Origin of the sequence: Glutamicibacter uratoxydans, from assembly GCF_050753455.1 — a bacterium.
Taxonomy (GTDB): domain Bacteria; phylum Actinomycetota; class Actinomycetes; order Actinomycetales; family Micrococcaceae; genus Glutamicibacter; species Glutamicibacter uratoxydans_A.
The window spans coordinates 336,884-362,938 of the sequence record NZ_CP192736.1; the positions used below are offsets into that span (position 1 = coordinate 336,884).

Here is a 26,055-nt window from a genome sequence, read left to right on the forward strand (position 1 = left end):
GCGACCCTGAGAGTGTGAGCAGATCACTATCCCGATTGGAATGTCACGAGGTCTTCATTGGCCGGGGCGCTTGACGCTCAACGTATGTACTGGGCATGACGCGGTGTTATCGCGGCCCATTTCGCGCATGGCTGCGTTTCCAGCCGTGCCGGAGCCGTCCGCGACTTGCGAGCAAATCGCGGGTTTGCTCCACCGCCGTGAGATGGGCCAAGTAACCTTGCTTAGCCATCGTGGGATCGCATTAGGCCTAGCACTCCGGTTCTGTCGAGGACAGCGCATCGAACGTCTCACCTTCCTGCCAATTGTCGGAACGCACAATTCTGGCAAGGTCGATGGGGTCCGCGCCTGAGTGTGACTGCGAGGGGCGGCGGGGAAGACCTTAGTCATTAAGAGGAGCCGAACCAGTTTGGATGCGGTGTTCGTGACCACCGCGGAAACAGGTGGGAGAGGAGCCGAGATGGCCCGGATGAACGCACTCGTACCCGTTCTCGTGGACATGCGATCGAAGGAGAAAATATCTTTCAGCCCGATAGGTCGTTCACCACGAATGGACAGCGCCGAAGGCTGTTGGCGCAAAAGCTACAGGAGCTGGCAACATCTTGTGTCACCAGCCCCTGTGAGATGGAATTTAGCGGCGTCCGCCCTGCCATAGTGCGTCAAAGGGGGTCGCGCCGGAAACTCGGTTGTGAATGCCGGCGGTAACAAACTCCTTCGCCGTACGTGCCGCTTGCAACGGGGTGGCGCCCTTGGCTAGCTCGGCGGTAATTGCCGCTGCCAGTGAACAACCTGCTCCGGAAACCGCCACGTTGCCGATCTTCTTGGCGCGCAGAACTTCCAGGGTTTCTCCGTCGTAGAACACATCCACCGCGTCCACGCCAGCGATACGAACCCCACCCTTGGCTAGAACCGCAGCACCGGAGATTTCGTGAATCTTTCGGGCGGCGTTGATCAGATCCTGTTCGTCGTTGATGGTCAGTCCGGAGAGCTGCTCGGCCTCAAAGTGGTTCGGGGTGATGAAAGTTGCCAGCGGCAGAAGGTTCGTTTTCAACGCTTCGTCGGTATCCAAGGCGTGCCCGGGTTCTTGACCCTTGCAGATGAGGACTGGATCCAACACGATGTTCTTCCAAGCCTGCCGTCCCAGTGCGGCCGCCACGGTATCGATGGTGGTCGGTGAACCCATCATCCCGAGCTTGACCGTGTCCAGTGATTGGGCGTAGCAGGCCTGAACCGCTTCGAGCTGGTCGGAAATAACCTGAGGATCCACTGGGACGAAACGGTGGTTCCACGAGTCCTTCGGGTCGAAGGACACAATGCACGTCAAAGCAATGATGCCGTAGGTATTAAGTTCTTGAAAAGTCTTCAGATCCGCCTGTGCTCCAGCGCCGCCGGTGGCTTCGGAGCCGGCGATGGTGAGCGTAATGGCGGGACGAGTTGCGGTGCTGGAGGAGTTCATAGGCTTAAGTGTAGGGAATGCACGGCGATGGCCTAAGCCGAGGTGCGCATCATGACTTCGATCGGCGTGGCCTTCGACCAGCCGGTGGCCAGCTTGCTGGCGTTCTCCTCGGAGGCCACAAGGAGCAGCCAAGGCAGACCGTGCTGGTACGCAGCTAGAGCAAAATTAGCCAGAATCGCTCGGCGGGCGGTCTCTGGATCAGCGGGAGAGAACAAATCTGGGTCGGAGATCAGCGCGTAATTTTCGCCCATATGCATCCGGCCGCGGGCCACAGGTCGGTCAAAATCAGCGACCTCAACTACATCGTAGTGATCCATGGGTGCTTCGAAGAGTACCGAGGTATCGGCCAGCTTCACGACTTGCTCAAGTTCTTCGGGCTGACCTGCCAATAGGTAAAGTGTGGCTTCGTGATGCCAGCCGGCATCGGTCAATGTTTGCGCGGCTTTCTCGTTTCGCGCACCCAAGAGCATGAGCCGGTTGACATCCGAGGCGATCTGCCAGGGGTTCTGTGGCCAGTAGCCCAGCAGTTCGATATCTGTGCCGTCCTCATTGACCGAGCGCATGAGCCCGGGAGCGGGAAAAGACTCAATACGATCTCGCAGCTTGGTATAGCCATGTGTCCAGGCCGGTAGGTCACGTACTGAGGTGCTCATCTACTACTCCTCGGAGGCTTAGGATGTCAGGTTTTCACCTTCGACTTTACGCCTATTTTTCTGCCCGCGTAGACCTGCACGCCCCATCGAATGTCGTAGAACAGTTGCCGAAGCTAAGAAGCTAAGAAGCTAACGAGCGACGAGATGGCTGTGTCCCGTGCTCTTCGTTCGTAGCTGACGCGTTTTCATCCATCAAACCCAGCAGATCGTCGAATAACGAGCGAACCACGGGAAGTCGGGATAAGACCGCGAATTTGGCTGCCACCGGAGCCGCATTGCGCATTAACCGTCGTGAACGTGCTTGTTGCTCCGAGTTGTCGTAGGCCCACAAGGTGAGCAACATGCGTGAGAGTAACAGTAAGAAGCGCGGCAGATCTCGGCGAATGCTGAGAGGGGGCAGTGGCCTTGAATGTTCGACTACCTCTTCCCACAGGCGCAGTTCGATCTGCCGGCCGGGTACTTCGGCGCGGGCCTGGCTACCCAGCAGTACCTTGAGGAAGGTGGGTCCGAAGTCGCGGTATTCACCCATCACCTCGGCCGTAGTGTCGAGCGTGAAGCGGATGTTGCTTTCGAGGGTATTTCCCTCGGTGAGTACTGGGTGGCAGCGGTCGAATTGTTCTTGGCGAAGCCTGGTGAGCAATTCGACGACGATCTGCTCTTTGGAGTCGAAGTAGTAGTAGGCGTGCGAAAGCGATAGACCTGCGCGTTGCGCTATGAGTCGCATGCTGGACTGCTGATAGCCCAGTTGCGCGAAACAGTTTAGTGCGGTGTCCAAAAGTAGGGTCTTCGTGTTTTGTCCCTTAGTGGTGCGTGGCTGTTCCAAGCTATCCACCTCCGTACGCTTTCGCTGAAGTCTCAGTCTACCGATTTTTTGAACGCGTTCAAAAATAACTTAGGAGTTTTCAGTAAATCTTCAAAAATGCTCAAACGAAAAAAATTCCTCAGGTTTATTTACAGAAAAATACCAAGTCAAAATTGGTTGATAAGAAGCATGACACACGGTGTGATCTGAAGCATAGCTTTGATTCGTTGGCTTTGTGGGCGCATGGGATACTGGAAAGGCAAGTGCTAATACAGCGGGGGCCGCCCCGGAACGTCCGTAGATCTACGATTTCTGTGCAACACGCCAGCGTGATCTCGGGCAGCGGTACCTTGGCGAACCACTTTGAATAGGAAATTTTTATGGGCGCATCAAACGCCGCTTCTGTATCTTCACGCTCTTCGAAAGCAGTCTTTGCCGCTGCTGGGAGCCCTTACTTTTCAACCGTGCTGGCACTGATGGGTGCGGTGGTTATTCTCTCTAATATCGGCGCGGCCAAGGGCGTCGCGTTGGGGCCGATCATCACCGATGGTGGTTTTTTCCTCTTTCCTCTGGCCTATATTCTCGGAGATGTCATCTCCGAGGTGTACGGCTTCAAGGCGGCACGACGATCCATTCTGGTGACTTTTGGGCTCGCGATCTTTGCGGTGCTGTGCTTTTGGGTCATGATCGCCTTGCCATCGGCTGAATTCTATGACGGACAGCAGGCCTTAGAACGGACTTTGGGGCCCGTCTGGCAGATCGTCCTTGCCTCGATCCTTGGATTCCTCATGGGGCAGCTGGCGAACGCTTGGGTTCTGGTGAAATTGAAGGAGCGTTTCGGTGAGCGTGGACTCATTGGACGACTCATCGGTTCCAGCGGTGTCGGCGAGTTTCTCGATACCTTGATCTTCTGCTCGATTGCGGCCTCGGTGATTGGAATTACCGACGGGGCACAATTCTTGAACTACCTCTTGGTCGGTTTCGTGTACAAGACCGGTGTAGAAATTATTTTCGTTCCGGTAACCGCGGCAGTGATTCGCTGGTTCAAACGCAAAGAACCGGGGTATGGGCAACAAGTCAGCACTTCGGCGTAAGCCGATGACAGATAACGCCTCACAGAGTCGATGAACCGACCACACAAGCGTTCTGCGAGATCGGGCCTGAGCACAGGGTATGGTGCTCAGGCCCTTTGCACGCCGCTAGACCCAGAAGTCGTTGTGGGTAAGGGCTTAGCACTATTGGGTGAACGATAGCGGCAAATCGAGGATTACAGGACGACTAACGATTTTCAAACACAATCATCTGGCAGCGCTACGTACTGCTATGCAGCTGGCGGACGGCTGTCTTTGCAGTATGGCACGGAATCCGATGACTGATTCCGCGCCACTTGGTTCCGCACATCGTTTGATTGAGGCCGGGCCGTTTAGCCGACGACTAGCCCCTGTGGGTCTGGTTTGCCCGCATAGTAACCGCGGAGCACCTCTTCCTTGTACGCGAAGAAGGTTCCATCCTCGATCGAGCGACGAGCCGAGTCGACCAGATTAACGGTGAAATGCTCGTTGTGAATCGAGATTAGCGTATGACTCAGCAGTTCCTTGGCTTTGTACAGGTGATGAATATAGGCACGGGTGAAATTCTGACAGGTGTAGCAGGGGCACCCGTCGACCAGCGGGGTGAAATCACGCTTATAGCGTGCCCCGGAGAGGTTGAATCGACCGTTGGGGGTATAGAAAGCCGAGTTTCGAGCCACGCGGGTCGGTGAGACGCAGTCGAAGGTGTCGGCACCGTTCTCGATGGCGGTAAAAATATCGTCCGGCTCGGAGATCCCGAGTAAATGCCGTGGCTTGTTCTCGGGCAGTTCCTCGGAGCACCAGCCCACGATAGTGCCGAGGTTCTCCTTCTCCAAGGCTCCGCCAATGCCGAACCCGTCAAAGGCCATAGCGCCCAAATCCTGACAGGCCTTGCGGCGTAAGTCTTCATATTGTGCGCCTTGAATGACCCCGAAGAGAGCCTGGTAAGGCTTGGACTCACGCTCATCGGTCAGCCGGAAATGTTCGGCAATACAACGGATCGCCCAACGGCGGGTGCGTTCCAAGGACTCCTCTTGGTATCCCCGCGAATTTTGTAATGTGGTCAGCTCATCGAAGGCGAACATGATGTCGGCACCGATCTGGTGCTGCACCCCCATGGAGACCTCGGGGGTGAAGCGGTGTTTGGTGCCATCGAGGTGCGATTTGAACCAGACACCATCTTCATCCACATTAGCCATGCGCTCCTTCCCGGGCGCCACGGCGTCATCCGGTCCGGACTGATCTACCGACTTCATGTCGATGACCTTTTTGAACCCCGAACCCAGACTCATTACCTGGAAACCACCGGAATCGGTGAAAGTGGGGCCTTCCCAGCCCATGAACTGTCCCAGCCCGCCGGCTTCATCGAGAATCTCGGCCCCGGGTTGCAGATAGAGGTGGTAGGCGTTAGCTAGCACCGCCTGGGCGCCGAGTTCTTCGACGTGCTCGGGGGTCAGCGCTTTCACGGTCGCCTTGGTCCCCACCGCGATAAACGCCGGGGTCTTCACTTGACCATGCGGGGTGGAGATGGTGCCGGTGCGTCCCAGCATCGGGGTTCCGTCCTCGGCTGTCAGCCGGGTGCCGACTTCAAAGGAGAACTCGGATTGGCGGGGATGAGCGGCGGAGGAGTCAAAATTCTTTTCGGACACCACACTAGTCTGCCGTATATTCACGCGGGTGAGGAAAACGACAGAACGGACAAATGCGTAAAAGCAGACATCTGGCCGGTACAACAGGGAGAATGGGGGTGATCGATCTATCCATGGGCAGGTAGGAAGTGGGCATCGCATGCGGCAAATGAGCCTAGCCGGGAGTCTGAAGTCGCTGATCACCTTGGGGCCAGCCCAGCAGGATCATTGGATTGGTTTGCGCACGGCGGTAGGCATCTTCGCACCATTGCTAGTGTTGCTGGCTTTTGACCGTCTCGACTTGATGGTTTTCGTCGTCTTTGGCGCCTTCACCGGAGTATACGGGCGCGTTGATGGCTATTGGAACCGCTTGCGAATGCAGGTGCGTTCCGGGGTGCTGTTCTTCGTGGTGATTGCACTAGCTTTGGCTGCCTCGAACTGGTGGATTGAGCATCAAGATCCGGAACTAAAATCTTGGCAGGTGGTTCTTTCCACAACCCTGATTGCCGGTGCGTGCTCGGTTGCCGCCGGATTCCTCCGATTACGACCTGCCGGCTCCCTCTTTCACATCTTCGCCTTTGCTGCGATCGCTTCCATTGCTCAGCCCGCCCCGGCGTTTCAAGCACTCGCGGCCACGGCTGCCACCATCGTTTTTCAGATCCTGATCGGGGCTAGCGGCGCCATTGGTCAGTGGGCAAATGTCTGGCAGCGCAGCCCCCTGCCACCGCTATCCGACAATGTGCGTAGCGCCATCTGGTGGGAGGGACTTTTCTACATCCTCACCGCCGGGGTGGCAGGGGTAATCGCAAATATTGTGGGTAGCCGGTTGGATGCCGGGCATAACTATTGGGCGATGGTTGCCGCGGTCGTTCCTTTGGTCGGGCACACCACGCGGCTTCGCGTGCGTCGAGGGGTGCACCGAGTGTTGGGAACGCTCGTGGGCATGATCCTGATGGCCGCGCTGGTGGTTCTCAACCCGCCGTTGCTGGTTCTGGTGATTTGCATCGGGCTTTTCCAATTCATGGCCGAGATTCTGGTCATCCGTAACTATTTCTTGGCCCAAATCTTTGTGACCCCCTTGGCGCTGGTGGGTGTTTCACTGGTCTCCGGGCTATCCACCGCGGTGATGTACGACCGGATCGTTGAAACCCTCATCGGATCCGCGGTCGGCATCCTCGGCGTCCTGGCCGGCAGCCTCTTTGGACGCTTCCTAATGAAAATGCGGGGTATCACTCCGGCGTAGCACCCATGACCGTGCCATACTTCTGAGATGCACTCGCAACGCAGTGAGTCAGCGCTAAGGAACGAGCTCATTGACGGTCTGCAGCAGACGCACGCGCAGGCACGGATGAGCGGCTGGGATTTCTCAGCACTGGCGGGTCGGCTGCGTGCCGATGAACCCTGGTGGGATTTTGAACAGGACTGCTTTGCGGCGTTGCAGGCCAGTGAAATCGGTGCATTGGATCTCGGTACCGGCGGTGGCGAACGACTCAGCGGTTTACTCGACCGGTTTTCCCACGGTACTCAGTTACCGCCCACGGTGTTGGCGACAGAGGGCTGGAAGCCTAATGTCCCGATCGCTAGAACCCGGCTGGCCCCCTATGGGGTTCAAGTGATCGAATACGATTCTGAGATCAAACAGCACTTAGACTTGCCCGAGGGCCGGCTGGATCTGGTGATGTCACGGCACGAAAGTTTCGATCCGGGTGAGCTCTCCCGCGTACTGGTTCCGGGCGGAAGCTTCCTCACCCAGCAGGTGGACGGGTTTGATGCGCCGCAGTTACACCGCTGGTTCGCGGCACCATTTACCTATCCCGAAGTCACCGCGAAGAACTATGCCACGCTGCTGACGGAGAGTGGATTTCGGATCGAGCACCATGCTCAAACACTCTGGGAGTTGCACCAGCACGAGCCAATCGAGGTGACACAGCGGCGTTTTAGGATCTATGCCACGCGCTGCTAACGGACGCACCCCAGTCTTGGAGTGCGTCCGTTCGCAAGCTATTAGATGTTGATTCCTACATGTGCCAGCGCCTGACGCAGCACGTTTTCACGCCCGCCAACAAACTCGGACTGAATCTGCTCGCTGAGCGCCTCAGCGGGGGACAGCCAAGTCAGCTCCAAGGCATCTTGGCGGGGGGAGGACTCGCCGCGTACTGGAACGATGTAACACATTGCTACCGCATGCTGCCGGTCATCGGTCAGCCCGGTCTCGCTGGGTGCAGGGAAATACTCGGCCACTGTGAATGGCGCGGGGCTCGGTGGCAGCTGCGGCAGGACGAAGGTGCCCAAATCCTTTTCGATATGACGAATCAAGGCAGCCCGAATGGTCTCACGGTACATCACGCGCCCCGAGACGAAAGTCCGGCGCATCCGACCATCGCCATCGGCGGTCAGTAACAAACCGACCTCATTGACGTAGCCCAGCGGATCCAATCGGACGGGAATCGCCTCAACATAGAGCATGGGAAGGCGTTGGCGGGCCTCGTGAAGGTCTTCTTCACTTAGCCATCCTGGGTACGGGTCAGGTGTGCGCACATTCATATCTCCATCTTCTACCACGGGTTCACGAATGACATGTAGCCCGGGGTTGTGTTGCGCAATTCACCATCTCAGTTCTCTCCGGGCGGTAGCCACCGTTGACACCCACCGGTAAACTGGTTGAGCTTGTTCAACGACTGCTTTTGGGGTATTCGCCCCGCTTTTTGACCTTCACCATGAGACCGGGGACCGTCTTGACCACTTCCACACAGCGGCTAAGCACCAAAGACTTTACGACGATTGCGGTGCTGATCGTCTCGGCATTCGTGGTCATTTTGAACGAAACCATCATGAATGTGGCCTTGCCGGTGCTCATGGAGCAATTCCAGGTCACTCAGGACACGATCCAGTGGTTGACCACGATCTTCATGCTCACCATGGCCGTGGTGATCCCGGCTACCGGGTTCCTATTGCAGAAGCTGAGCACGCGCAGTGCTTTCGTGTTGGCCATGGGATTATTCACGGTAGGTACTGCGTTGGCAGCCGTGGCTCCGGGCTTCACCGTGTTGCTGATCGCCCGGATGATTCAGGCCTCGGGAACCGCGATCATGATGCCGCTGTTGATGACCACCATCCTGACGCTGGTTCCGGCCGAACGTCGCGGTGTGTTGATGGGCAACGTATCGATCGTCATTTCTGTAGCGCCGGCGGTGGGCCCGACGCTCTCCGGGATCATCCTGCAGTACTTCTCTTGGCACTTCATGTTTATCTCAGTGCTTCCGGTAGCGATCTTGGCCCTGCTAATCGGTACGCCACGACTGGATAAGACCCCGGGTGTTTCTCAGGCACCATTGTCTATCCCGTCGTTGTTGCTTGCGGTTCCGGGCTTCGGTGGTCTGGTCTTTGGGTTGAGCCGACTATCTGCCAGCGGACTGGATCTGATCAGCGCGGCTGTCTTGATTGTGGCGTTGGTCTGCTTGGTCAGTTTCACAATGCTTCAGGTGCGTCTGCAGCGCGAGGATAAGGCGTTGTTGGATCTTCGTTCATTCACCTACCGGCCTTTCACCCTTTCCTTGGTGCTGATGGTGCTGGCCATGGTGGCGCTGTTCGGGGTTATTATCCTGCTGCCAATGTTCTTCTCGATGGTGCTGGGCATCGATACGCTGACCACCGGCCTGATCATGCTGCCTGGTGGATTGCTGATGGGTTTATTGGCTCCGTTTGTTGGTCGCCTCTTCGACAAAGTTGGGGCTCGGCCGCTGCTGGTCCCCGGTGGCCTGATTCTGACTCTAGTGCTCTTAGGCTATGCACTGATTCTGGATGCCAGCACCCCAATCTGGTTGTTGGTGCTCATGCACCTAGTGATGAGCACGGGTATGTCGCTCATTTTCACCCCGGCGTTCACCACGGCGTTGAACCCGTTGCCAAGCCATCTGCACTCCCACGGTTCGGCCGTGCTTTCCACCTTGCAACAGCTCGGTGGAGCGGTGGGCACCGCCATGGTGATGAGTGTCGTGGCCGCTAGTACCGCGTCGAAAATTGCTGCGGGAATCGGCGAAACCGACGCCACCGTCCAGGGCTTCTCGGCCGGGTTCATTATCGGGATGGTCTGCGGAGTTGCGGTGACTATCATCGGTTTCATGCTTGGTGACAAGCAGCGTAAGGATGCCGAAGCCGAGACACCGGTGGCCGCACACTAAGTGTGATCCGCCCTCCTGCTACCTCTTCAAAAATCTGCGCGGCCAAACTAGGCTGTTTTCACCACGGCTTTTCGGTAATTAACGCTTAACCGATAGGCCAGGAGCGGATGTCCAGACGAAGAGGTGGCAGGTGCAGATCAAAGATTCGGTAGCGCTGGTAACCGGAGGACTATCCGGACTGGGGCGGGCCACCGCACAGAAACTGGCCGACGCTGGTGCCGTAGTCATCGTTGTTGACCTGCCGGACGAGCAAGGTGAAGCCAAGGCCGCAGAGCTGGGCGGACAAGTTCACTATCACTCCGCGGACGTCACCAACCCGGAACAGGTACAGCAGGCGGTGGATGCCGCTGTCGCCCGGGGTCCGCTACGGATTGTGGTGAACTGCGCCGGTGTTGCTACCCCCGGCAAGGTCTTGGGCCGCAACGGGGTGTTGCCTCTGGAGAAATTTGCCCGGGTCTTGGACATTAATGTCACCGGAACTTTCAACGTTATTCGCTTAGCCGCCGAAGCGATGAGCCGCACCGAAGCAGTGCCGGGTTTAGCCGGCACCGGCGAACGCGGGGTGATCATCAATACTGCCTCGGTGGCTGCCTTTGACGGGCAAATTGGGCAACCGGCCTATGCTGCGTCTAAGGGAGCGGTTTGCGCGATGACTCTTCCCCTGGCCCGGGAATTGGCCGCTTATCAAATCCGGGTGATGACCATTGCTCCGGGGATCTTCCATACCCCGATGATGTCCGGTCTACCGCAAGCCGCCCAAGATTCACTTGGTGCCCAAGTGCCACATCCCTCGCGTTTGGGCCAGCCCAGCGAGTATGCGGCATTGGTCGAGCATATTGTGCACAACGCGATGCTTAATGGTGAAACGATCCGCTTGGATGGTGCGATTCGGATGGCTCCGAAGTAATCAGTCCCTAATCTTCGACAGGCAGTCCGCGGGCCGCACGATGTTCGGCATGAGTGATCTGGTGACGTCGGTTCTCCGCGGCCAAGACCACGCTCAGGCCGCAGAGTGCACTGACAATCGAGAGCCACCAGGGGCCGGCAGCGTTGAGCCAGAGGGCCAAAGCGATGGCACTTGTGCCGATGGCAAACCCCAACGCGAGGGCATGGCGCCCACGTTCGGAATGTGCGGCCACCGAAGCGATAACGCTGATCCCTAGCAAGGCCACCAATGCTTTGAGGACATGGGTCTGGTCATCCCACCCGGCGGCAGCAAAATACAGTTGCCCAGTGACGACCAAGGAAAAGCCGGTGCTGAAACTCAGCGGAGCATCGGTCAGTAACCGTTCCACCGTGGTGCGGGCGGTATTCCGGTTGAGCATTCGAATTCCGAGCAGCCCTGCGGCACAACTAAGCACCGCCAAGACCACTGCGGCCCAGAACATGAAGGAGGCTGCCAGAGTCAAGGCACACCCCATAGTCGCGGCCATGACGCTGGAGTAGATACTCACCGCGCGTTGTCGTCGGGAGCTGAGCTGGCTGGGAAGTAGCGCATACAGCGAACTGAACAAAACAATCAGGGCCACCGCGGGCCACATCAAGTTTTGCACGGGTCGCACGTTAAGCAGTTCGCTCGACGCCCGTTCCATGGCACTGCTGGCGAACACCAGCACGGTCACCAGCAGCAGGATGGCGGCAAGAACAAATGTGCCGGCTCTGATCCAATCCAGGTTTTCCCGTGCCGGGTTGGGTCGATGATCGGGGGCCGCGTACGGTAATTGCACCGTGGCGCGTTGCCGCTTCTCGGCAAAGAGCTGCCGGGTGGAGTCCACCACCGATTGCAGATCTTGCCGGTCACTTGGGGTGGACATTTCATACCGTCTTTTCCGGCCCGGAAACCCCGGTGCCCAGTCTTCCGCTTGGTGATTGTTAAAGACTAGGAACAAAAACGGGCTATGGCTAGAGGGGTTTTGAGATCTGCTTTGGACTTTCAGACAGGTGTCGTTTTGAGGTGAAGCAGCGTTCCTGCCCGGTGAGCGGGTCGGTGAAGGCGATTGACTTAGCCAAGAGCTGCAGTGGTCGCGCATAATCATCCGGGGCTACATCCCATAACCTCGGGTAGAAGGCATCGTTAATGATTCCCAATCCCAGTGAGGCCAGATGTACCCGTAACTGATGGGTTTTCCCAGTGAGCGGATCAAGGTCCAATAACGCCACCGGCAACCCCGAAAAGTGCCCGTTGCTGTGCCCCTGGTCAGCCAAACGGATATGTGTTCGGGCGTTCGCTGGGCCTTGTTCCACGACGGAGCGTAGTTGTCCCTTGACCTTGGTCATGCGATTTTCATAGTCCATCGGTAAGTTCTCCAGCAGCTGCCGCAATTGTTCGGCATCGCGCTGAACCAGATTGTCATTGGGTCCAAGGACCTTGCCCGTTTCCAAGCCTGGTCCCGTTTCCAAGGGCACGACTGCTTGGTAACTCTTGCGGATTTCACGCCGTTCAAAGAGGCTTTGGTAGACTCCGCGGGTGGCGGGGTTCGCGGCGAAGAGTATTACCCCCGCGGTGGCACGGTCTAATCGGTGCATTGGCACCAGATCATCGATCCCGGTTTGATTTCTTAAGCGGACCAAAGCGGACTCTTGAATAAATTTCCCGCCGGGGGTGGTGGGCAGAAAATGTGGTTTATCCAGTGCGATCAGGTGCTCATCCTGATGCAGGATCTCGGCTTCGAAAGGTATTGGAGTCTCATTTGGCAGTGAACGGTAGTACCAGATGAAATCGTGCTCGCCCAACGGTGTGGTGACACTGAGCGGGGTGCCGCCCAGACCGACGATTTCTCGCTGGTCAAAGCGGCGCAGGATTCCCTCGGGGTCCACGTGGCCGAAGCGTTCCAGCAGGTAGTCGGCCACGGTGGGCCAGGGCCCGGACCCAGGCAGGCGCAGGCGAGTGGCATTGACGCCATTGCGGACAGGGAGCGGGGAGATCATTGCCATGGCCACTATTCTTCCAGTTTCTGGCACGCCGGGCAGTAATAGCAGTCTCGTTCGTGGGCACCGAATTCATCAGAAAGCGCCATCAGCTTCACTGGCGTTGCGCAACGCAGGCAGGGCTTGGCGGTGCGCCCATAGACCCAGAACGGATCGCGGGTACGCGCCGTTCCGGTAGTGACGCGGCGGGCACGATCCTTGTTCGCTTGCAATAGTCGATACGACATGGCCACAACCGCGTCCATGTCCGGCACCTGGCCGCACGGCGTGAGGGGGTGCAACCGGGTCAGGAAGAGGATCTCGCAACGGTAGATGTTGCCGATACCGGCCAGCAGCCGTTGATCCAGCAGCGCCGTGCCGATCGGGCGGTGCGGTTCATTCAGCAGGTTGCGCGCCGCGCGGTCCGCGTCCCAGTCGGTCCCCAACAGGTCCGGCCCCAGATGACCCACGAGTTCATTCTCTTCTTCGGCGGGCACCAGCTTCAATTGCTGGACTTCGAAGGCCACCGCGCTCACGTCCTGAGTTTCCAGTACTAGCCGAGCCAGATGGGCCGGGCGTTTCCAGCGTTCACCCGGCTGGTACAGGTCCCAGCGTCCCTCCATCATCAGGTGCGAACGCAGGCAGAGCCGGGAAGGCAGTCTAGATTCGTTGATGCTCAGGTGGATCAGCAGGTGCTTACCGCGGGAAGCTACTTCTTCGACTCGGTATCCGGACAGATCCGTGGTGGCTAGCTGCGGGACGCGGAACCTAGTACTGGTCAGCGTCGAGCCTGCCAGAGCCGCGTCCAGCCGGCGGGCCAATCGGTAGACGGTATCTCCCTCGGGCATGGGTCCTCCTTCGATAAAGTCGGTGTGCTGCACCCAATCTACGCGCAGTCGGCAGTGAGCGTGATCCGGCTGGGGGTCCGCTGGAGCTAGAGGCATCACAGCTCAACGGCGGAAGCGGATTCCCTGCGGGGTGGTGTAGAACCCTGCCTGCAGCAGCGCCTTGGATAAGCGGTGTTCGAGTACCGGCTGCCCGTTGACGGTGGCGATGGCGACCTTGTCCACCGCGGCGGTCCGCAGCGCGGCGACCACGGCACGGCCCAGCCGGTTCAGCTCCTCGTCCGTCGGGTCGCCGAAGGTCAGCACGGTTCGTCCGCCGCGTTCAAGGTAGAACGCCAGCTGCCCATCGACCAGACCGACAAGGGCCCCGGCCTTGCGCCCGGGGCGGTGCCCGGTACTGCTGCTCGGCCAGCGCAAAGCCGCACCATAGGGGTTGGCCGGGTCGGTGGCGGCCAACACGTGGACGGTCGCGGTATGCCGCGGTCCACGGTTTTCCGCGGCAAAGGAACGCAACCGGTCGACGGTGTTGGCCGAAGCGAATTGGGCGGCGCCCAACCCTTCGATGAAATAGCCGCGGCGCGCATGCCCGGCCTCTTCCAATTTGGCTAACATTCGGTAGATAGCCGCGAACCCACCCGGGATCTGCTCTGCAGCCACCGCACCTCGGGTTACCACCCCATAGCGTTCAAGCAGTACCTCGGCCGCGGCGTGCGTCCTGATCGTCGGGTCGCTCACCGGCGCAGGTAACTTACTCCAGCGCGCCCCGCCGCTACGCGTCGTTGAGGAAGGTGCCGGGGTAGAGCCAGCTAGCCGGGTCAGCCCGGAGAGCCGGTTCAGCCGTGCCGCTCGGGCGCGTGGGGTGGGTTTGGCGATTTTGTGGGCGGTATTTCCGTCGGCGAGGTAGCCGCGCAGTGGAGCAAAAGTGTCCGGGCTAATGAACCCTGCCCAGAACAAGGTCCAGCAGGCCTCATTGACCTCGGACACCGAAGGTTCAGTTGGTAGGTCGGCAGCCATCCGCTGGGCGAGTTCCGCAACAAAGTAGGCGCCGCTGTCGCCGAAAGCGTTCAGGGTGCGACGCTCCAATTCACTGAGTTCGTCAGCTTCCGGGACCTCCATGGTGAGCGTGGCGTGTTCAGCCGGATGCAGTGAAACCCACCCGTCCCTGCCGCCTGCAGCCCCTTGGCCGCGAATGAGCACATCCCCGGAACTGCATAATTCATCGAGTAATGCCGGCCGGAAGGTTGCGATGCGTGCGGGCAGAATGAGGGATTCGAGGGCACTGGCCGGGAGCGACACCCCCGCGAGCTGGGTCGTGGCCTCATACAGGCCGTCTGCTCCTTCCAAGGTCGAGCCGAGCTGCTGCCAACTAGGCAGGAAGCGTCCCAAAGCCGGCTGGTCCACCGGTTCGACTTCGGCCCGCAAGGCGGCCAGCGAACGAGTTCGAATGGTACGTAGTACCTGAACATCACAGTATTCATCGCCGGAGATTCCCTCGGGGACCAGCTCCAAGGGCCGAAAAGCTCCGATAGACAATCGTCCCGCGGCCACCAGAGCATCCAGGACCGGACGCACTACGGCCACCCCGAGCCCCAAACTGGCGGACGCCTCGGTGGGGGTGAAAGGCCCATGGGTGCGAGCATAGCGAGCCAGCAATTCCTGCACCGGATCGGCTACCGGTTCGAGGAAGGCTTCGGCGATCCCGACGGGCAATGGGGTGCCCAATGCGTCACGCAGCTTCCCCGCGTCCTCTACCGCGGCATAGACATTCACTCCGTCGCGGCGTAGTGGAAAAGCACGCCGGGCACTGACCAGCATCTCGGCATATCCGCGGGCCGTGGTTTCGTCGGTAGGTTGCTGAGTTTGATCGGGGTGGGTGAGGCGCGCGGCTAAGTCTTCGGCGCTTAGTGGGCCGAGCAGGCGGAGTAAGTCGGCTGCACCTTCTACCCCGCTCAATCTCCGGTCGGGGGCTAGCCGCTGCAATTGGGCAGCGAACTTTTCGATGACGTCTGCATCCAAAATTTCGCGCACATCATTACGCCCGAGCAGTTCGCCCAGCAGCACCGGATCGAGGCTCAGTGCCGCGGCACGTCGTTCGGCCAAGGGCGCATCGGACTCGTAGAGGAACTGTGCAACGTAGCCGAAGAGTAGGGACTGGGCGTAGGGCGAAGGGGTGGGAGTCTGTACCTCGATAAGGCGGATGCTCCGTGAGGCCACGTCCTTTAGGACCTGCACCAGTGCCGGGAGATTGTAAACATCGTTGAGGCACTCACGTACGGTCTCTAAGATGATCGGGAAATCCGGGTACTTGCGGGCCACATCCAGTAGCTGACTGGCACGCTGCCGTTGCTGCCACAGCGGGGTGCGTTTGGCCGGGTTGATTCGTGGTAGCAGGAGAGCGCGGGCCGCGCATTCGCGGAAACGCGCGGCGAATAGGGCCGAGTTAGCAACCTGGGTGGTGACTGCATCGATGATCTCATCGTCGGCGAAGTTAAAGAGTTCGGCTCCGGGCGGCTCATCCTCCATGGCAGGGATGCGCAGCACAATCCCATCATCGGCGGCCATGGCCGAGGCATCTAAGCCCCAGCGTTCACGCACTCGGGCTCCGATGGCCAAGGCCCACGGCGCATGCACGGCCAAACCCAACGGCGAATGGAGCATCACCCGCCAGTCGCCCAGTTCATCCACGAAGCGTTCGACCACGAAGGCTTGGTGACTTGGAACCGTACCGGTGGCACGCTTTTGTTCGTGTAAGTAGTTCAGCAGATTGCCGGCGGCGAATTCATCCAACCCCTGTTCACGCAGTTGTTGCAGCGCCTGCGCTTCGCTGGCGGCTAAGAGACCGGTGGTGAAGCGACCAAGCTCTTGGCCCAATTCGATGGGGCGTCCTTGCCCGTCACCATGCCAAAACGGGAGTTTACCCGGTTGCCCGAATGCCGGGGAGACCAGAACCCGGTCGTGGGTGATATCTTCGATCCGCCAGCTGGTGGCTCCGAGCGCGAACACGTCGCCAACGCGGGATTCGTAGACCATTTCTTCATCCAGCTCACCGACCCGTTTCGGGGCCTTGGAGTCTGCGGAACCCACCAAGAAGACACCGAAGAGACCGCGGTCAGGGATGGTACCCCCGGAAATCACGGCCAAACGTTGTGCACCGGGCCGGGCGGTCAATGTCCCAGCGTCCCGGTCCCACACCAGCCGAGGTTTGAGGGTGGCGAACTCATCGGAGGGGTACTTGCCCGAGAGCATGTCCAAGGTCGCGAGATAGGCGCTGCGTGGCAGCTTGGCGTAGGGTGCAGCCCGGCGCACCGTGTCGAACCAGGCTTCGACCTCCAGATCTTCCAAAGCCACCGCCGCGAGCGTTTGCTGGGCCAAGACATCCAAGGGGTTGGCTGGAACCACCAACTTTTCAATCTGCCCGGCGCGCATCCGGGTGACCACTAGCGCAGTGGAGAGCAAGTCCGCGCGGTGCTTGGGATAGAACACCCCGCGGGAGACCGAACCTACCTGGTGTCCGGCACGCCCCACACGTTGCAGACCCGAGGCCACGGAATTGGGGGATTCCACCTGAATAACCAGATCAACGAGCCCCATATCGATGCCCAGTTCCAACGAGCTGGTGGCGACCACGGCCCGGAGCCGACCGAGTTTTAGGTCCTCTTCGATCTGTGCGCGGGTTTCCTTGGCCACCGAGCCGTGGTGTGCGCGGGCCAAGACCGGAGCCTGTGGATCGGCAGCTGGGCTGGAACCTGCCTGGGCCATGATCGCCGCTGGGGAGCTCCCGATTGTTTGTGGGGTAGTGAAGCCCTGATGTTCCGCGTAGAGCTCATTGAGTCGACCGGTGAGCCGTTCGGCCAGCCGCCGCGAGTTGGCGAAGATAATCGTTGATTGGTTGGCCAGCACGAGTTCTACCAGTTGCGCCTCAACATGCGGCCAAATGCTAGCCCCCGCTGCCGGGGAAGAACCCGGCCCAGCGTCATGGGCTGCGGCCGCCGCGGGGAGATCGGTCATATCCTCCACCGGGACCCGCACGGTTAATTCCCATTCCTTCGTCGCGGGTGGGCGCACAATATTCACCGGTGCGGCACCCGCGAGGAAGCGGGCTACCTCTTCGGGGGGCTCGACCGTTGCCGAGAGGCCAATGCGTTGGGCCGGGCTGTCTAAAAGGTTATCCAACCGTTCCAGTGAGAGTGCTAAGTGACTGCCACGTTTGGTGGCCGCCATGGCATGGATTTCGTCAATGATCACGGTGGTGACGGTGGCGAGGGTGGATTTTGCCGCGCTGGTGAGCATCAGATAGAGCGATTCGGGGGTGGTGATCAGAATATCCGGCGGGCTCTTCACCAATGCGCGGCGCTCGGCTGCCGGGGTGTCACCGGAGCGCACTCCCACCGTGATCTCTGGTTGGCTGATCCCCATCTCATGGGCGGTTGCGCCGATGCCTGCCAACGGGGAGCGGAGGTTGCGTTCCACATCTACGCCGAGGGCTTTGAGCGGGGAAATATACAGGATTCGGGTCCCCGAGTTGTGGCTTCGCGGTTCGGGGATCCCCGGGAGTGTTGGGGTGGAACTGGTGGCGTTCAGTAGGGAATCTAACGCCCAGAGGAAAGCGGCGAGGGTTTTGCCAGAACCGGTGGGAGCGATCACCAGTGTGTGTTGATTTGCGGAAATGGACTCCCACGCCCCGGTTTGCGCGGCCGTGGGCTGATGAAACACATCGGTGAACCAGCGTTGGGTAGGGGCGCCGAAACGCGAGAGGATATCGCTCATGGGATCGATACTACGTTCTGTCTAAGTCCGTGACGTATATTGCCAGCTGCGTGCAAGCGAGGGCTGCTCAAGCTAATTTCCTCTGCAAGAAACCGAGAGAAGCCCAGGCACGCCGCTGATTAATGAATTATCTGCGTTGAGCTAAAGCGAGATATCTGTGCTTTTCGAAGTTTGCGCTGCTTGGGCAAGGCGCGCATTGTGTTGTGCACCGAAGCTTCTGCCGATGATATCTGCTGCTACACCCAAGCTGGCAATGAGCGCGAGGAAGTAAAGGCGGGAGGTATAACGGCCCGCTTCATGGATACCGGATAGCTGCTGCGAGATCGTGGTGAGCGCATCGGTAGTGAACCAGCCGTTGACTACTTGCTGTTGCGGTGCCCCTTGCGCTCTTGAATCGTTGCTTGACTTTGTCAGTTCGGCCACAGCCATCTGATTCTCGGCCGAACTTGGATCTCCAACACTGGCCAGGCCGATGAGAGTCAATAGGGCGCATACTGCGACGATGATCCAAACCCAGGCCCGATAAGCATGCTTGTTGAAGCTACGCGGCTGTTTAGCCTTCGAACGAGGTTGTGTCGGAGGGATTTGCTCGTTCGGCGGTGGGGACATTGGAACCTTGTCCATGGGTACTTCCTTTACGGGGTGCGAGGTGAACGAAAATACTCAGAATGCTCAGGACTATTTTCACCTTCACCCTATGAGCACACCCCGACAATTAGTCACCAAGGGTGATGTGGTGCAGGGCGGCCACGTGACCCACGTAGGCTTCTCTGCCCTGCTGACTCAAGGCGAGGCGTACATGGCTTCGGCCGAGTTTATTAAATCTTTCGATCTGTACGTACCCGGCTTCGCTAAGCAGCTTGAGGTGTTTGCTCAACACCGAATCAGCGACCTGGAGTCGGTCACGGACCAGGGCGAATTCCGCCCATTGCACGGGGGAGAGCATGGCGCAGATCCGTAGTCGGAGCGGGGCATGAATCAGCTCGTCGAAGACGCCGTTCTCAGAGGTGTTCTTCACGCGCATCCCGGAGTCGATCTTGTTGGTAAACCCGCTGCATCCGGGAGAAAAACCAGACTAACCCAAGGAATGTCACCAACCATTTCAAAGCGATCTGCCACCAGCTCGCTACATCCCAGAAATTTAGTAGCTGAAGGAAGAGCAGACCGAGCAGCGAGAGACCGGTGTAACTACCCGAAAAACGCAGAATGGTTCGAGGCTTGGAACGTGCGCGCGTGGCAAACCACATCCAGAGGCCCAAAGGGAGAGCAAGAAGGAGTAGCAGCAGACCGGCGGGGTAACCGATCACCGGCATGAAAGTCACTATGCTGGCAACTGCCGCAGCAAGTACGGGGTAGAAACCACGTGGTGAGTCGCTGGTTTTAACCATATACTTCGCATCTTGCATGGCCAAGGCTAGGGGTTCTTGTGGCTCAGTGGAGGAAGATTTATCCGGTAAGTGTGTCATCACACCTCGACTTTCCATTATGGAAAATCGTATCTTTCCGTAGTGGAAAGCGTCAACAGCTACCCCGGGGATTAAACGTGGTGGTACTTGCCGCCCGCCAAAATATCCTGTGCACGGTAAAGCTGCTCGGTGAGAATCAGCCGGACCAATTGGTGGGGGAACACCAATTTGGACAGCGACCAGGTGAAATTAGCTCGGGCATGCACCGAGGCGTCCACCCCATAAGCCCCACCAATGATGATCACTACATTGCGCGAGGAGTCGATGGGGGTGCGCAGGGTATTGGCCAGTGTGGGGGAGTCCACGTTCTTCCCGCGCTCATCTAACAGCACCACGAAATCGCGCTCATCGATCTTCCCAAGGATCCGTGCCGATTCCTCGGTCCGCGCCGCATCATGTTCCCGCGACGAATGGTTCAGTAGCTGCCATGACAGGTCAAAGGGTTTCTTCAGCCGCTTCGCATAGCGGTCGATGCCTTCATCCACCCAGGATTCATGTTTTTTGCCGATTGCCAACACCTTGATCGTCATACCTTCCATTCTTCCGTAGCGCCGTGGGCTACTACGATGAAAGACATGCGTTCTTCCTGGTACTTCCGGCAAGGCTCGACATCCCGTCCAGCGCAAATTGGTTGGATCATCTTCGGGCTGATCGTCACGATGTTCTACTTCACCCGGCGAGTCATCGTTTCCCTCGGGGTGGGCGGCTGGGTCGACACGGTGGATGCGCCAGTGTATGACTGGGTGCTAGAACATCAGATTCCGTGGGTGCAGGGTTTGGCCAAGGTGCTCTATTGGTGGGGATCCACTCCGGGGATGACCGCCACGATGATAGTGCTGACGCTCTGGCTCTGCTGGGCTAAACGTTCGTGGTGGCCACTGGCCACGGTGGCTTTCACCGCCCTGGGATCGGTGCTGACAACGATACTGCTCAAGCGGGTGGTGGCGCACGACCGCCCCACCGGGGTAGATCCATCCTTCCCGCCGCCCGAGTCCTATTCTTTCCCCAGCGGACACACGCTGAATGCGACGGCACTCATCGGCATGATCAGCTATTTGGCTATCGTCTACGGTCTCTATCGTTGGCGGTGGTGGTTATCAATGTGTGCGGCGTTATTCATCCTGCTGATGGGGGCCTCACGGGTCTACTTGGGCCATCATTGGGTTTCCGATGTCATGGTGGGATTGCTGATTGGTGCTGGCTGGGGTGCCGTGGTGGCGATCTTGCATTATTACTTCGTCCCACGTGCCACAATGACCAGTTCGCGGGTACCGGGTGAGAACCGAGCAACCGATGGGTGAGCAGCGCACTGAGCCGGGGCCAGGCACCGGGCGGCTTTCCCCGCTGCAACCACGGCTGCGTGCACACCAGTCCACGTTCCTTGCCGAACATCCCGGACCGGAGCACGAAGCGATCCATATGATCGCGGCAATCGTGGATCACGTCATTGAACGCTGTAGCAACCCCCGGGACGTAGTTTTTGATCCCTTTGCCGGGTATGGCACCACCCTCAAAAGGGCGCTTGCTTTGGGGCGTGAAGCAGTGGGAATCGAACTGCTTCCAAACCGCGTGGATGAGTTACGGAAACAGATCCCGCAAGCCCACGTGATCGAGGGAGATTCGCGCGAACTGCTGCGTCTGCTGCGCGCTGTGCAGCCGCCACATCCGCGAGTTCCAGTAGATCTGATCCTCACCTCGCCGCCGTATATGACTGAGCGGGATCATCTGGCGGACCCCTTGAGTGGATACCTGCAAAACGATGGTCACTATGTTAGATACCTGCGCGAATTGGAGCTGGTTGCTGCGCAATGCGCGCGTAGTGTGGTTCCCGGTGGCTGGGTGATCTGGAATGTGGCCGATATTCATCACCAAGGGCACACCACCCACTTAATCCGGGATTGCGCCGAGGTATTGGGCAGACACCTGTCTCAGGTGGGGGTCAGCGAAATCTTCTGGGATCGTTATCCGCATGACCTTGTCGCGGATGCCTTGCTTGTCTATCAGCGCCCTGACACGTCTTGTGAGCGCGTGGTGGACGCCGTAGAAAACTAACGCGACGCGCGATCCTGCGCCACCAAAACCGCTGGCAGCTTAGGAACGCGCGTCGCGCAGGACAGGGTGTTAGTTCTGACCGGATTCGTATTCGGCCAGTACCTGCTTGCCGATCTTAAAGGCCACGTTTGCTGCCGGGACCGAGCAATAGATCGCCGACTGCAGGAAAACTTCCTTGATCTCATCCGGGGTCATTCCATTGCGTAGTGCAGCGTGCACATGCATTTCTAACTCTTCCCAGTAGCCGCCGGCGATCATCGCGGTGAGTGTGATGGCGCTGCGGGTGGTTCGTGGCAGCCCGTCACGGGTCCAGATAGTTCCCCAGGCATAGCGGGTGATCATTTCCTGGAATTCGTCGGTGAAGTCTGTGGAGTTGCTGCTGGCACGGTCCACATGTTCGTTACCTAGTACTTCACGGCGCACAACCATTCCGGCATCGTAGGTGTCTCCGGGTAGGCGTTCGTTCTCCCTCATGGGTGTTTTCAGCTCCTAGACGGTTGGGGTGAAGAATTTGATGAGCAGTTTGGCGGTGGTTTCTGGGTCCTCTGCCGGGGCTAGGTGGGCGGCCTTCTCAACGATTGCGGCCTCACCTCGCTGGACGTGTTCAGCAATAAATTCAGCATCGGCTGGTGAGCAAACCTGATCGTGTGCACCATTGATCGCGATGATTGGATCGCTAATTTTCCCCAACGAATCGCGCAGATCGAATCCGGCCAGAGCGCCACAGACGTGGGCGTAGGCGAAACGGTCGGCATCCTGCAGGTTGTGCAAGAGATCGGTGGACACTACCGGGTTCTGTTCGATGAATCCCGGAGCGAACCAGCGCTGAGCGGACCCGGTAACCATGGTCGGGGTGCCGGCCTGAGCCACCAGCTCTGCACGTTCGGTCCAAGCCTCGGCGGTGCCGATCTTCGCGGCCGAACAGATGATGGATAGCCCCTGAAATTTTCCAGGTGCATCATGTCCCAGCTGTAGGGCGATAGCGCCACCGACCGAAACGCCGGCGTAGTACACCGTGCTGTCCGCGGCGACGACCCCGTCGGTGACTAGATTGTCGAGTAGCTGTACCACCCCGGTGGCCAGCTCGGACATGGTGAACTCTTCGGTGGACGGGGCGCTGGCACCGTGGCCGGGCAGATCCCAACCCACGACTTGGAACTTCTCCTTGAGGTAGGGCAGTGCCGGCCCCCAAAGCTGGAGGACAGCGGTACCCAGTGAGGGACCAACCAGCAAGGTGGGTAGCGCGGAATCCGCGTGAAGTAGGGAGGGGGTTAGAACTGGGATTGCCATGATTCCTTCCATGCCGAGTATTCGGCCAGTACGTGGGTGATATATCGGTCGGTGGCGCCGAGGTAGTCTGCTGGATCAAGCAACTGATCTAATTCCGGCTCGGAAAATTCCGCTTCCGATAGCTGTTCGCGCAGCAGCTGCCGCAATGAAGGGCCATCGCCTAACGAAGCGATGACGAGTTGTTGAATCGCGGGTTTACCGCCCGGGAACGTGGGGGCGAGCACGGTGGCGATGCGCTCGGAGAGCAGCGCATCTCCGGAAAGCTGCATGTTCTGCGCCATCCGTTCCGAATGCACGCCCAGCCCCTCGGCCAAGGTAGCCGCATGGTGGGCGGCGCCGGAAGCTAAGCGCAAGAGTTCGCGTAACGCGGACCATTCGCTGTGCCACCCACCATCGGGCCGCTCATCCACGGCCGTTCCGGCTGCGGTGAAGACGGTGGCCAGTAATCCCGGAGCGCTCAACGCCGCATTGCGCAACAGCACCGAATGTACCGGGTTCTGTTTTTGCGGCATGGCTGAGGATCCACCCTTACCGGCCTCGCGAGGTTCGGAAAGCTCGGCAATCTCTGGCCGTGAGGCGGTGAGTACGTCAGCGCCGAAAGTCCCCAAAGCGGCGGTCACCGCAGCGAGTGCGGAAGCCACAGTGGTGAGCGGGATGCGGTTGGTGTGCCATGGCGTGCGAGCATGTTCAAGGTTCAGTTCGCGCGCCAAATCCGCGGTAAGTTCAGCGCTGCTGGGGGCCGCGTACGCGGTGTGCAGAAATTGTTCCAGCGAGGCTAGAGTTCCTACCGCGCCGCCCCATTGCAACGGGAAGCTCAACTTTTCCAGCTGGTCGGTGGCAGTGCGTATCGCGCTGAGCCAATTGCTGGCCCGTAAACCAAAGGTGATGGGCAGGGCATGCTGGGTCAATGACCGGGCCACACAGGTGGTGGTGCGGTGGGCTTCGGCCAGGTTGGCTAGGGCTGTGGCAGTGCGCCACAGATCCTGTACCGTGCTCTGGATAACCCGGGAGACCATGAGCATAAGTGCCGAATCAATGATGTCCTGACTGGTGGCCCCACGGTGCAGCGCACTGGCCGCAGAAGCCGGTGCCTGATGTGCTTTAAGCTGCTCACGCATCATGCCCAGCAGCGGAATCAACGCATTCGCGCCATCCGGGGTGCGGGAGGCCAACTGCTCAAGGTCATAAAGTTCCACCCGGGCGATCTGCGCTACGGCGTGTGCCTCAGCCACGGTGCACAGTTCCGCGTTGGCTTGGACTTTCACCCAGGCACTCTCCACGTCCAGCATTGCTTGGACAAAAGCGGCATCGCTGGCTAGTTTGCTGACCGGGGAACCGGCCCACGCCGGGGTCAGTACCCCGTAGTCCATGGAATCCATCCACTTCCTCACTTAATGATCCAACAAGAGTCTAGGCGTTGAACCGACAAAACCCCGCAGCTGTTTCGGCACCATCCGGTGGAGGTGAAACAGCCGCGGGGCGTCGGGTATCGGTGTTAACTTTCGCGTGGGTAAGACAGGAACACGGTTTCGTCTTCACCCTGGAGGCGAATATCGAAACGCAAGGACCCATCCGCTTCACGGGTAGCGATCAAGGTCTTACGACGATCCTCGGGTAACGCTGCAAGTAAGGGGTCGTTGGCCAACGCCTCGGTGTCTTCGGGCAGGTAAATCCGGGTGAATAGACGATTCAGCAAGCCACGGGCAAAAACCGTGAGCATGATGAATGGGGCCTTCCCGGCTTCGGTAGGCCCGGGATTCACGGTGGTGAAGGTGTAGTGCCCGACATTGTCGACCGCCACGCGTCCCCAGCCGGTGAAGGTGTAGCCGTCGCGAACTAGCGAACCATCGCGGGCCACCACCTTGCCGTTTTCGTCGGCCTGCCAGATTTCGAGCATGGAATCCGGAATCGGATCGCCATTGCCGTCGCTCACCACGCCGTGCAATCGCACGGACTGCGGGTGTGCCTGATTGACCAGCTCTTCACCCTTGGTAAAAGGCAGGGCAAAACCGTAGAACGGGCCAATGGTCTGTCCCGGGGTGGGGACCAGCTTCAGTTCAGGTGCGTTCGCCATTTAGTGATCTCCCTCTTCGTCTTCCATCCAGGTACGGTTGCTGCCGGTGAGCACAATGTCCCAGTTGTAGCCGGTGGCCCACTCGTGGGAAGTGATCGAATGGTCGTAGGTGGCGACCAGTCGGTCACGGGCCTTCTGATCGGTAATCGCCTGATAAATCGGATCCAAGGAGAATAGCGGATCGCCCGGGAAATACATCTGGGTGATCATGCGCTGGGTGAAGTCGGTGCCGAAAAGCGAGAAGTGGATATGCGCCGGACGCCATGCGTTATGGTGGTTCTTCCATGGGTACGGGGCAGGCTTAATCGTGGTGAAGGAGTATTCACCATTTGGACCGGTGATGGCACGACCTACGCCGGTAAAGTTCGGGTCGATCGGTGCCGGGTGCTGGTCGCGCTTGTGCACGTAGCGTCCGGCGGCATTTGCCTGCCAGATTTCGATCAGCTGTCCGGCGACTGGACGGCCGTCGCCATCGAGCACCTGGCCAGAGACCACAATTCGCTCACCGATTGGATCCCCATTGTGCTGAATGGTCAGGTCTGACTCTAGGATATGGACATCGCGCTCACCGAAAGCCGGGGCGTACAGCTCGATGGTTTCCGGGTCTGCGTGGTGCAGATCCTTGGTTGGGTGACGCAACAGGGATGAGCGGTAGGGTGCGAAATTCACCCGAGGCTGAGTTTCAGCCTGCTTCCCGGTCAGGACCTCCTGACGGTAGGCCTCATGAATATCGGTGATTTCCGCGGTGATCTCCTCTTGCGAGGCAGTAGAAGCTGCGGGATCGAGGATGTGCGGATTATTGAACGATTCGTCCTGTGTGGTTTCGCCACTCACTGTGTGCTCCTTTCGAGATGCAAGTGTTTGAGG

At 59.0% G+C, this 26,055-nt stretch carries 25 protein-coding genes; 7 read left to right on the top strand and 18 right to left on the bottom strand.

Features of this window, described 5'->3' with window-relative positions; genetic code table 11:
• Positions 1 to 628 precede the first annotated feature (628 nt).
• From thiD to ACQQZ8_RS01615, 3 genes are all read right to left on the bottom strand, one after another.
• On the bottom strand, positions 629 to 1,453 hold the full coding sequence (gene thiD, locus ACQQZ8_RS01605; RefSeq protein WP_431711008.1) for a bifunctional hydroxymethylpyrimidine kinase/phosphomethylpyrimidine kinase: 825 nt from the start codon (positions 1,451 to 1,453) through the stop codon (positions 629 to 631).
• A gap of 32 nt (positions 1,454 to 1,485) precedes the next feature.
• Positions 1,486 to 2,106 carry a hypothetical protein gene (locus ACQQZ8_RS01610; RefSeq protein ID WP_431711009.1) on the bottom strand — a complete coding sequence of 207 codons (621 nt, stop codon included), beginning with the start codon at positions 2,104 to 2,106 and terminating at the stop codon, positions 1,486 to 1,488.
• Positions 2,107 to 2,227: 121 nt separating this feature from the next.
• Positions 2,228 to 2,929: a TetR/AcrR family transcriptional regulator gene (locus ACQQZ8_RS01615; protein ID WP_431711010.1), complete on the bottom strand. Its 702-nt coding sequence runs from the start codon at positions 2,927 to 2,929 to the stop codon at positions 2,228 to 2,230.
• A gap of 359 nt (positions 2,930 to 3,288) precedes the next feature.
• Between ACQQZ8_RS01615 and ACQQZ8_RS01620 the strand changes: the two genes are divergently transcribed.
• Entirely contained in the window at positions 3,289 to 4,002 is a 714-nt protein-coding gene (locus ACQQZ8_RS01620; RefSeq protein WP_431711011.1) for a queuosine precursor transporter, read from the top strand.
• Between the two features lie 329 nt (positions 4,003 to 4,331).
• Here ACQQZ8_RS01620 and tgt read toward each other — a convergent pair whose 3' ends face one another.
• Entirely contained in the window at positions 4,332 to 5,627 is a 1,296-nt protein-coding gene (gene tgt, locus ACQQZ8_RS01625; RefSeq protein WP_431711012.1) for a tRNA guanosine(34) transglycosylase Tgt, read from the bottom strand.
• A gap of 139 nt (positions 5,628 to 5,766) precedes the next feature.
• Here tgt and ACQQZ8_RS01630 point away from each other — a divergent pair, with 139 nt between their 5' ends.
• On the top strand, positions 5,767 to 6,849 hold the full coding sequence (locus ACQQZ8_RS01630) for an FUSC family protein (RefSeq protein WP_431711013.1): 1,083 nt from the start codon (positions 5,767 to 5,769) through the stop codon (positions 6,847 to 6,849).
• A gap of 27 nt (positions 6,850 to 6,876) precedes the next feature.
• Complete coding sequence (locus ACQQZ8_RS01635) at positions 6,877 to 7,569, top strand: class I SAM-dependent methyltransferase (RefSeq protein ID WP_431711014.1); 693 nt, start codon at positions 6,877 to 6,879, stop codon at positions 7,567 to 7,569.
• A gap of 41 nt (positions 7,570 to 7,610) precedes the next feature.
• Here ACQQZ8_RS01635 and ACQQZ8_RS01640 read toward each other — a convergent pair whose 3' ends face one another.
• Positions 7,611 to 8,150, bottom strand: a complete 540-nt coding sequence (locus ACQQZ8_RS01640; RefSeq protein ID WP_431711015.1) for an NUDIX hydrolase family protein — start codon at positions 8,148 to 8,150, stop codon at positions 7,611 to 7,613.
• Between the two features lie 191 nt (positions 8,151 to 8,341).
• Here ACQQZ8_RS01640 and ACQQZ8_RS01645 point away from each other — a divergent pair, with 191 nt between their 5' ends.
• Together ACQQZ8_RS01645 and ACQQZ8_RS01650 are read left to right on the top strand one after the other, a co-directional pair.
• Complete coding sequence (locus ACQQZ8_RS01645) at positions 8,342 to 9,787, top strand: MDR family MFS transporter (protein ID WP_431711016.1); 1,446 nt, start codon at positions 8,342 to 8,344, stop codon at positions 9,785 to 9,787.
• A 130-nt stretch (positions 9,788 to 9,917) separates the two neighbouring features.
• Complete coding sequence (locus ACQQZ8_RS01650; RefSeq protein WP_431711017.1) at positions 9,918 to 10,694, top strand: SDR family NAD(P)-dependent oxidoreductase; 777 nt, start codon at positions 9,918 to 9,920, stop codon at positions 10,692 to 10,694.
• Positions 10,695 to 10,701: 7 nt separating this feature from the next.
• On the opposite strand, the gene ACQQZ8_RS01655 is transcribed toward ACQQZ8_RS01650, so the two are convergent.
• The 8 genes from ACQQZ8_RS01655 to ACQQZ8_RS01690 all read right to left on the bottom strand — a co-directional run bounded on the left by ACQQZ8_RS01655 (position 10,702) and on the right by ACQQZ8_RS01690 (position 20,302).
• Positions 10,702 to 11,601: a hypothetical protein gene (locus tag ACQQZ8_RS01655; protein WP_431711018.1), complete on the bottom strand. Its 900-nt coding sequence runs from the start codon at positions 11,599 to 11,601 to the stop codon at positions 10,702 to 10,704.
• A gap of 88 nt (positions 11,602 to 11,689) precedes the next feature.
• Positions 11,690 to 12,715 carry a pseudouridine synthase gene (locus ACQQZ8_RS01660; RefSeq protein ID WP_431712109.1) on the bottom strand — a complete coding sequence of 342 codons (1,026 nt, stop codon included), beginning with the start codon at positions 12,713 to 12,715 and terminating at the stop codon, positions 11,690 to 11,692.
• An 11-nt stretch (positions 12,716 to 12,726) separates the two neighbouring features.
• Positions 12,727 to 13,542, bottom strand: coding sequence for an Fpg/Nei family DNA glycosylase (locus tag ACQQZ8_RS01665; RefSeq protein WP_431711019.1), 816 nt, complete (start codon positions 13,540 to 13,542; stop codon positions 12,727 to 12,729).
• Positions 13,543 to 13,644: 102 nt separating this feature from the next.
• Positions 13,645 to 18,306: an ATP-dependent helicase gene (locus ACQQZ8_RS01670; RefSeq protein WP_431711020.1), complete on the bottom strand. Its 4,662-nt coding sequence runs from the start codon at positions 18,304 to 18,306 to the stop codon at positions 13,645 to 13,647.
• 141 nt (positions 18,307 to 18,447) lie between these two features.
• Complete coding sequence (locus ACQQZ8_RS01675; protein WP_431711021.1) at positions 18,448 to 18,930, bottom strand: hypothetical protein; 483 nt, start codon at positions 18,928 to 18,930, stop codon at positions 18,448 to 18,450.
• A gap of 91 nt (positions 18,931 to 19,021) precedes the next feature.
• Positions 19,022 to 19,330, bottom strand: coding sequence for a transcriptional regulator (locus tag ACQQZ8_RS01680; protein ID WP_431711022.1), 309 nt, complete (start codon positions 19,328 to 19,330; stop codon positions 19,022 to 19,024).
• Positions 19,308 to 19,772 carry a hypothetical protein gene (locus tag ACQQZ8_RS01685; RefSeq protein WP_431711023.1) on the bottom strand — a complete coding sequence of 155 codons (465 nt, stop codon included), beginning with the start codon at positions 19,770 to 19,772 and terminating at the stop codon, positions 19,308 to 19,310. Before ACQQZ8_RS01685 ends, ACQQZ8_RS01680 begins: the two co-directional genes overlap by 23 nt.
• 71 nt (positions 19,773 to 19,843) lie before the next feature.
• Complete coding sequence (locus tag ACQQZ8_RS01690) at positions 19,844 to 20,302, bottom strand: 23S rRNA (pseudouridine(1915)-N(3))-methyltransferase RlmH (protein ID WP_431711024.1); 459 nt, start codon at positions 20,300 to 20,302, stop codon at positions 19,844 to 19,846.
• Positions 20,303 to 20,347: 45 nt separating this feature from the next.
• Between ACQQZ8_RS01690 and ACQQZ8_RS01695 the strand changes: the two genes are divergently transcribed.
• Both ACQQZ8_RS01695 and ACQQZ8_RS01700 read left to right on the top strand, forming a co-directional pair.
• Positions 20,348 to 21,073: a phosphatase PAP2 family protein gene (locus tag ACQQZ8_RS01695; protein WP_431711025.1), complete on the top strand. Its 726-nt coding sequence runs from the start codon at positions 20,348 to 20,350 to the stop codon at positions 21,071 to 21,073.
• Positions 21,066 to 21,824, top strand: coding sequence for a DNA methyltransferase (locus ACQQZ8_RS01700; protein WP_431711026.1), 759 nt, complete (start codon positions 21,066 to 21,068; stop codon positions 21,822 to 21,824). The genes ACQQZ8_RS01695 and ACQQZ8_RS01700 overlap by 8 nt, the downstream gene beginning before the upstream one ends.
• A 69-nt stretch (positions 21,825 to 21,893) precedes the next feature.
• On the opposite strand, the gene pcaC is transcribed toward ACQQZ8_RS01700, so the two are convergent.
• The 5 genes from pcaC to pcaH form a co-directional block, all read right to left on the bottom strand.
• Positions 21,894 to 22,298, bottom strand: a complete 405-nt coding sequence (pcaC, locus tag ACQQZ8_RS01705; protein ID WP_431711027.1) for a 4-carboxymuconolactone decarboxylase — start codon at positions 22,296 to 22,298, stop codon at positions 21,894 to 21,896.
• Between the two features lie 15 nt (positions 22,299 to 22,313).
• Entirely contained in the window at positions 22,314 to 23,114 is an 801-nt protein-coding gene (locus ACQQZ8_RS01710) for an alpha/beta fold hydrolase (RefSeq protein WP_431711028.1), read from the bottom strand.
• Positions 23,096 to 24,493, bottom strand: coding sequence for a lyase family protein (locus tag ACQQZ8_RS01715; protein ID WP_431711029.1), 1,398 nt, complete (start codon positions 24,491 to 24,493; stop codon positions 23,096 to 23,098). The genes ACQQZ8_RS01710 and ACQQZ8_RS01715 overlap by 19 nt, the downstream gene beginning before the upstream one ends.
• A gap of 116 nt (positions 24,494 to 24,609) precedes the next feature.
• Complete coding sequence (pcaG, locus tag ACQQZ8_RS01720) at positions 24,610 to 25,188, bottom strand: protocatechuate 3,4-dioxygenase subunit alpha (RefSeq protein WP_431711030.1); 579 nt, start codon at positions 25,186 to 25,188, stop codon at positions 24,610 to 24,612.
• Complete coding sequence (pcaH, locus tag ACQQZ8_RS01725; RefSeq protein WP_431711031.1) at positions 25,189 to 26,022, bottom strand: protocatechuate 3,4-dioxygenase subunit beta; 834 nt, start codon at positions 26,020 to 26,022, stop codon at positions 25,189 to 25,191.
• Between the last annotated feature and the right edge of the window lie 33 nt (positions 26,023 to 26,055).

Bases quoted from the DNA above. Each gene is read 5' to 3' on its own strand.
- ACQQZ8_RS01710 (WP_431711028.1), bottom strand. From the start codon at position 23,114: ATGGCAATCCCAGTTCTAACCCCCTCCCTACTTCACGCGGATTCCGCG.
- ACQQZ8_RS01695 (WP_431711025.1), top strand. From the start codon at position 20,348: ATGCGTTCTTCCTGGTACTTCCGGCAAGGCTCGACATCCCGTCCAGCG.
- ACQQZ8_RS01680 (WP_431711022.1), bottom strand. From the start codon at position 19,330: ATGCGCGTGAAGAACACCTCTGAGAACGGCGTCTTCGACGAGCTGATT.
- ACQQZ8_RS01675 (WP_431711021.1), bottom strand. From the start codon at position 18,930: ATGGACAAGGTTCCAATGTCCCCACCGCCGAACGAGCAAATCCCTCCG.
- ACQQZ8_RS01700 (WP_431711026.1), top strand. From the start codon at position 21,066: ATGGGTGAGCAGCGCACTGAGCCGGGGCCAGGCACCGGGCGGCTTTCC.
- ACQQZ8_RS01630 (WP_431711013.1), top strand. From the start codon at position 5,767: ATGCGGCAAATGAGCCTAGCCGGGAGTCTGAAGTCGCTGATCACCTTG.
- ACQQZ8_RS01640 (WP_431711015.1), bottom strand. From the start codon at position 8,150: ATGAATGTGCGCACACCTGACCCGTACCCAGGATGGCTAAGTGAAGAA.
- thiD (WP_431711008.1), bottom strand. From the start codon at position 1,453: ATGAACTCCTCCAGCACCGCAACTCGTCCCGCCATTACGCTCACCATC.
- ACQQZ8_RS01685 (WP_431711023.1), bottom strand. From the start codon at position 19,772: ATGACACACTTACCGGATAAATCTTCCTCCACTGAGCCACAAGAACCC.
- ACQQZ8_RS01620 (WP_431711011.1), top strand. From the start codon at position 3,289: ATGGGCGCATCAAACGCCGCTTCTGTATCTTCACGCTCTTCGAAAGCA.
- pcaG (WP_431711030.1), bottom strand. From the start codon at position 25,188: ATGGCGAACGCACCTGAACTGAAGCTGGTCCCCACCCCGGGACAGACC.
- ACQQZ8_RS01665 (WP_431711019.1), bottom strand. From the start codon at position 13,542: ATGCCCGAGGGAGATACCGTCTACCGATTGGCCCGCCGGCTGGACGCG.
- ACQQZ8_RS01660 (WP_431712109.1), bottom strand. From the start codon at position 12,715: ATGATCTCCCCGCTCCCTGTCCGCAATGGCGTCAATGCCACTCGCCTG.
- ACQQZ8_RS01715 (WP_431711029.1), bottom strand. From the start codon at position 24,493: ATGGATTCCATGGACTACGGGGTACTGACCCCGGCGTGGGCCGGTTCC.
- ACQQZ8_RS01655 (WP_431711018.1), bottom strand. From the start codon at position 11,601: ATGTCCACCCCAAGTGACCGGCAAGATCTGCAATCGGTGGTGGACTCC.
- ACQQZ8_RS01670 (WP_431711020.1), bottom strand. From the start codon at position 18,306: ATGAGCGATATCCTCTCGCGTTTCGGCGCCCCTACCCAACGCTGGTTC.
- ACQQZ8_RS01635 (WP_431711014.1), top strand. From the start codon at position 6,877: ATGCACTCGCAACGCAGTGAGTCAGCGCTAAGGAACGAGCTCATTGAC.
- ACQQZ8_RS01610 (WP_431711009.1), bottom strand. From the start codon at position 2,106: ATGAGCACCTCAGTACGTGACCTACCGGCCTGGACACATGGCTATACC.
- ACQQZ8_RS01690 (WP_431711024.1), bottom strand. From the start codon at position 20,302: ATGACGATCAAGGTGTTGGCAATCGGCAAAAAACATGAATCCTGGGTG.
- pcaC (WP_431711027.1), bottom strand. From the start codon at position 22,298: ATGAGGGAGAACGAACGCCTACCCGGAGACACCTACGATGCCGGAATG.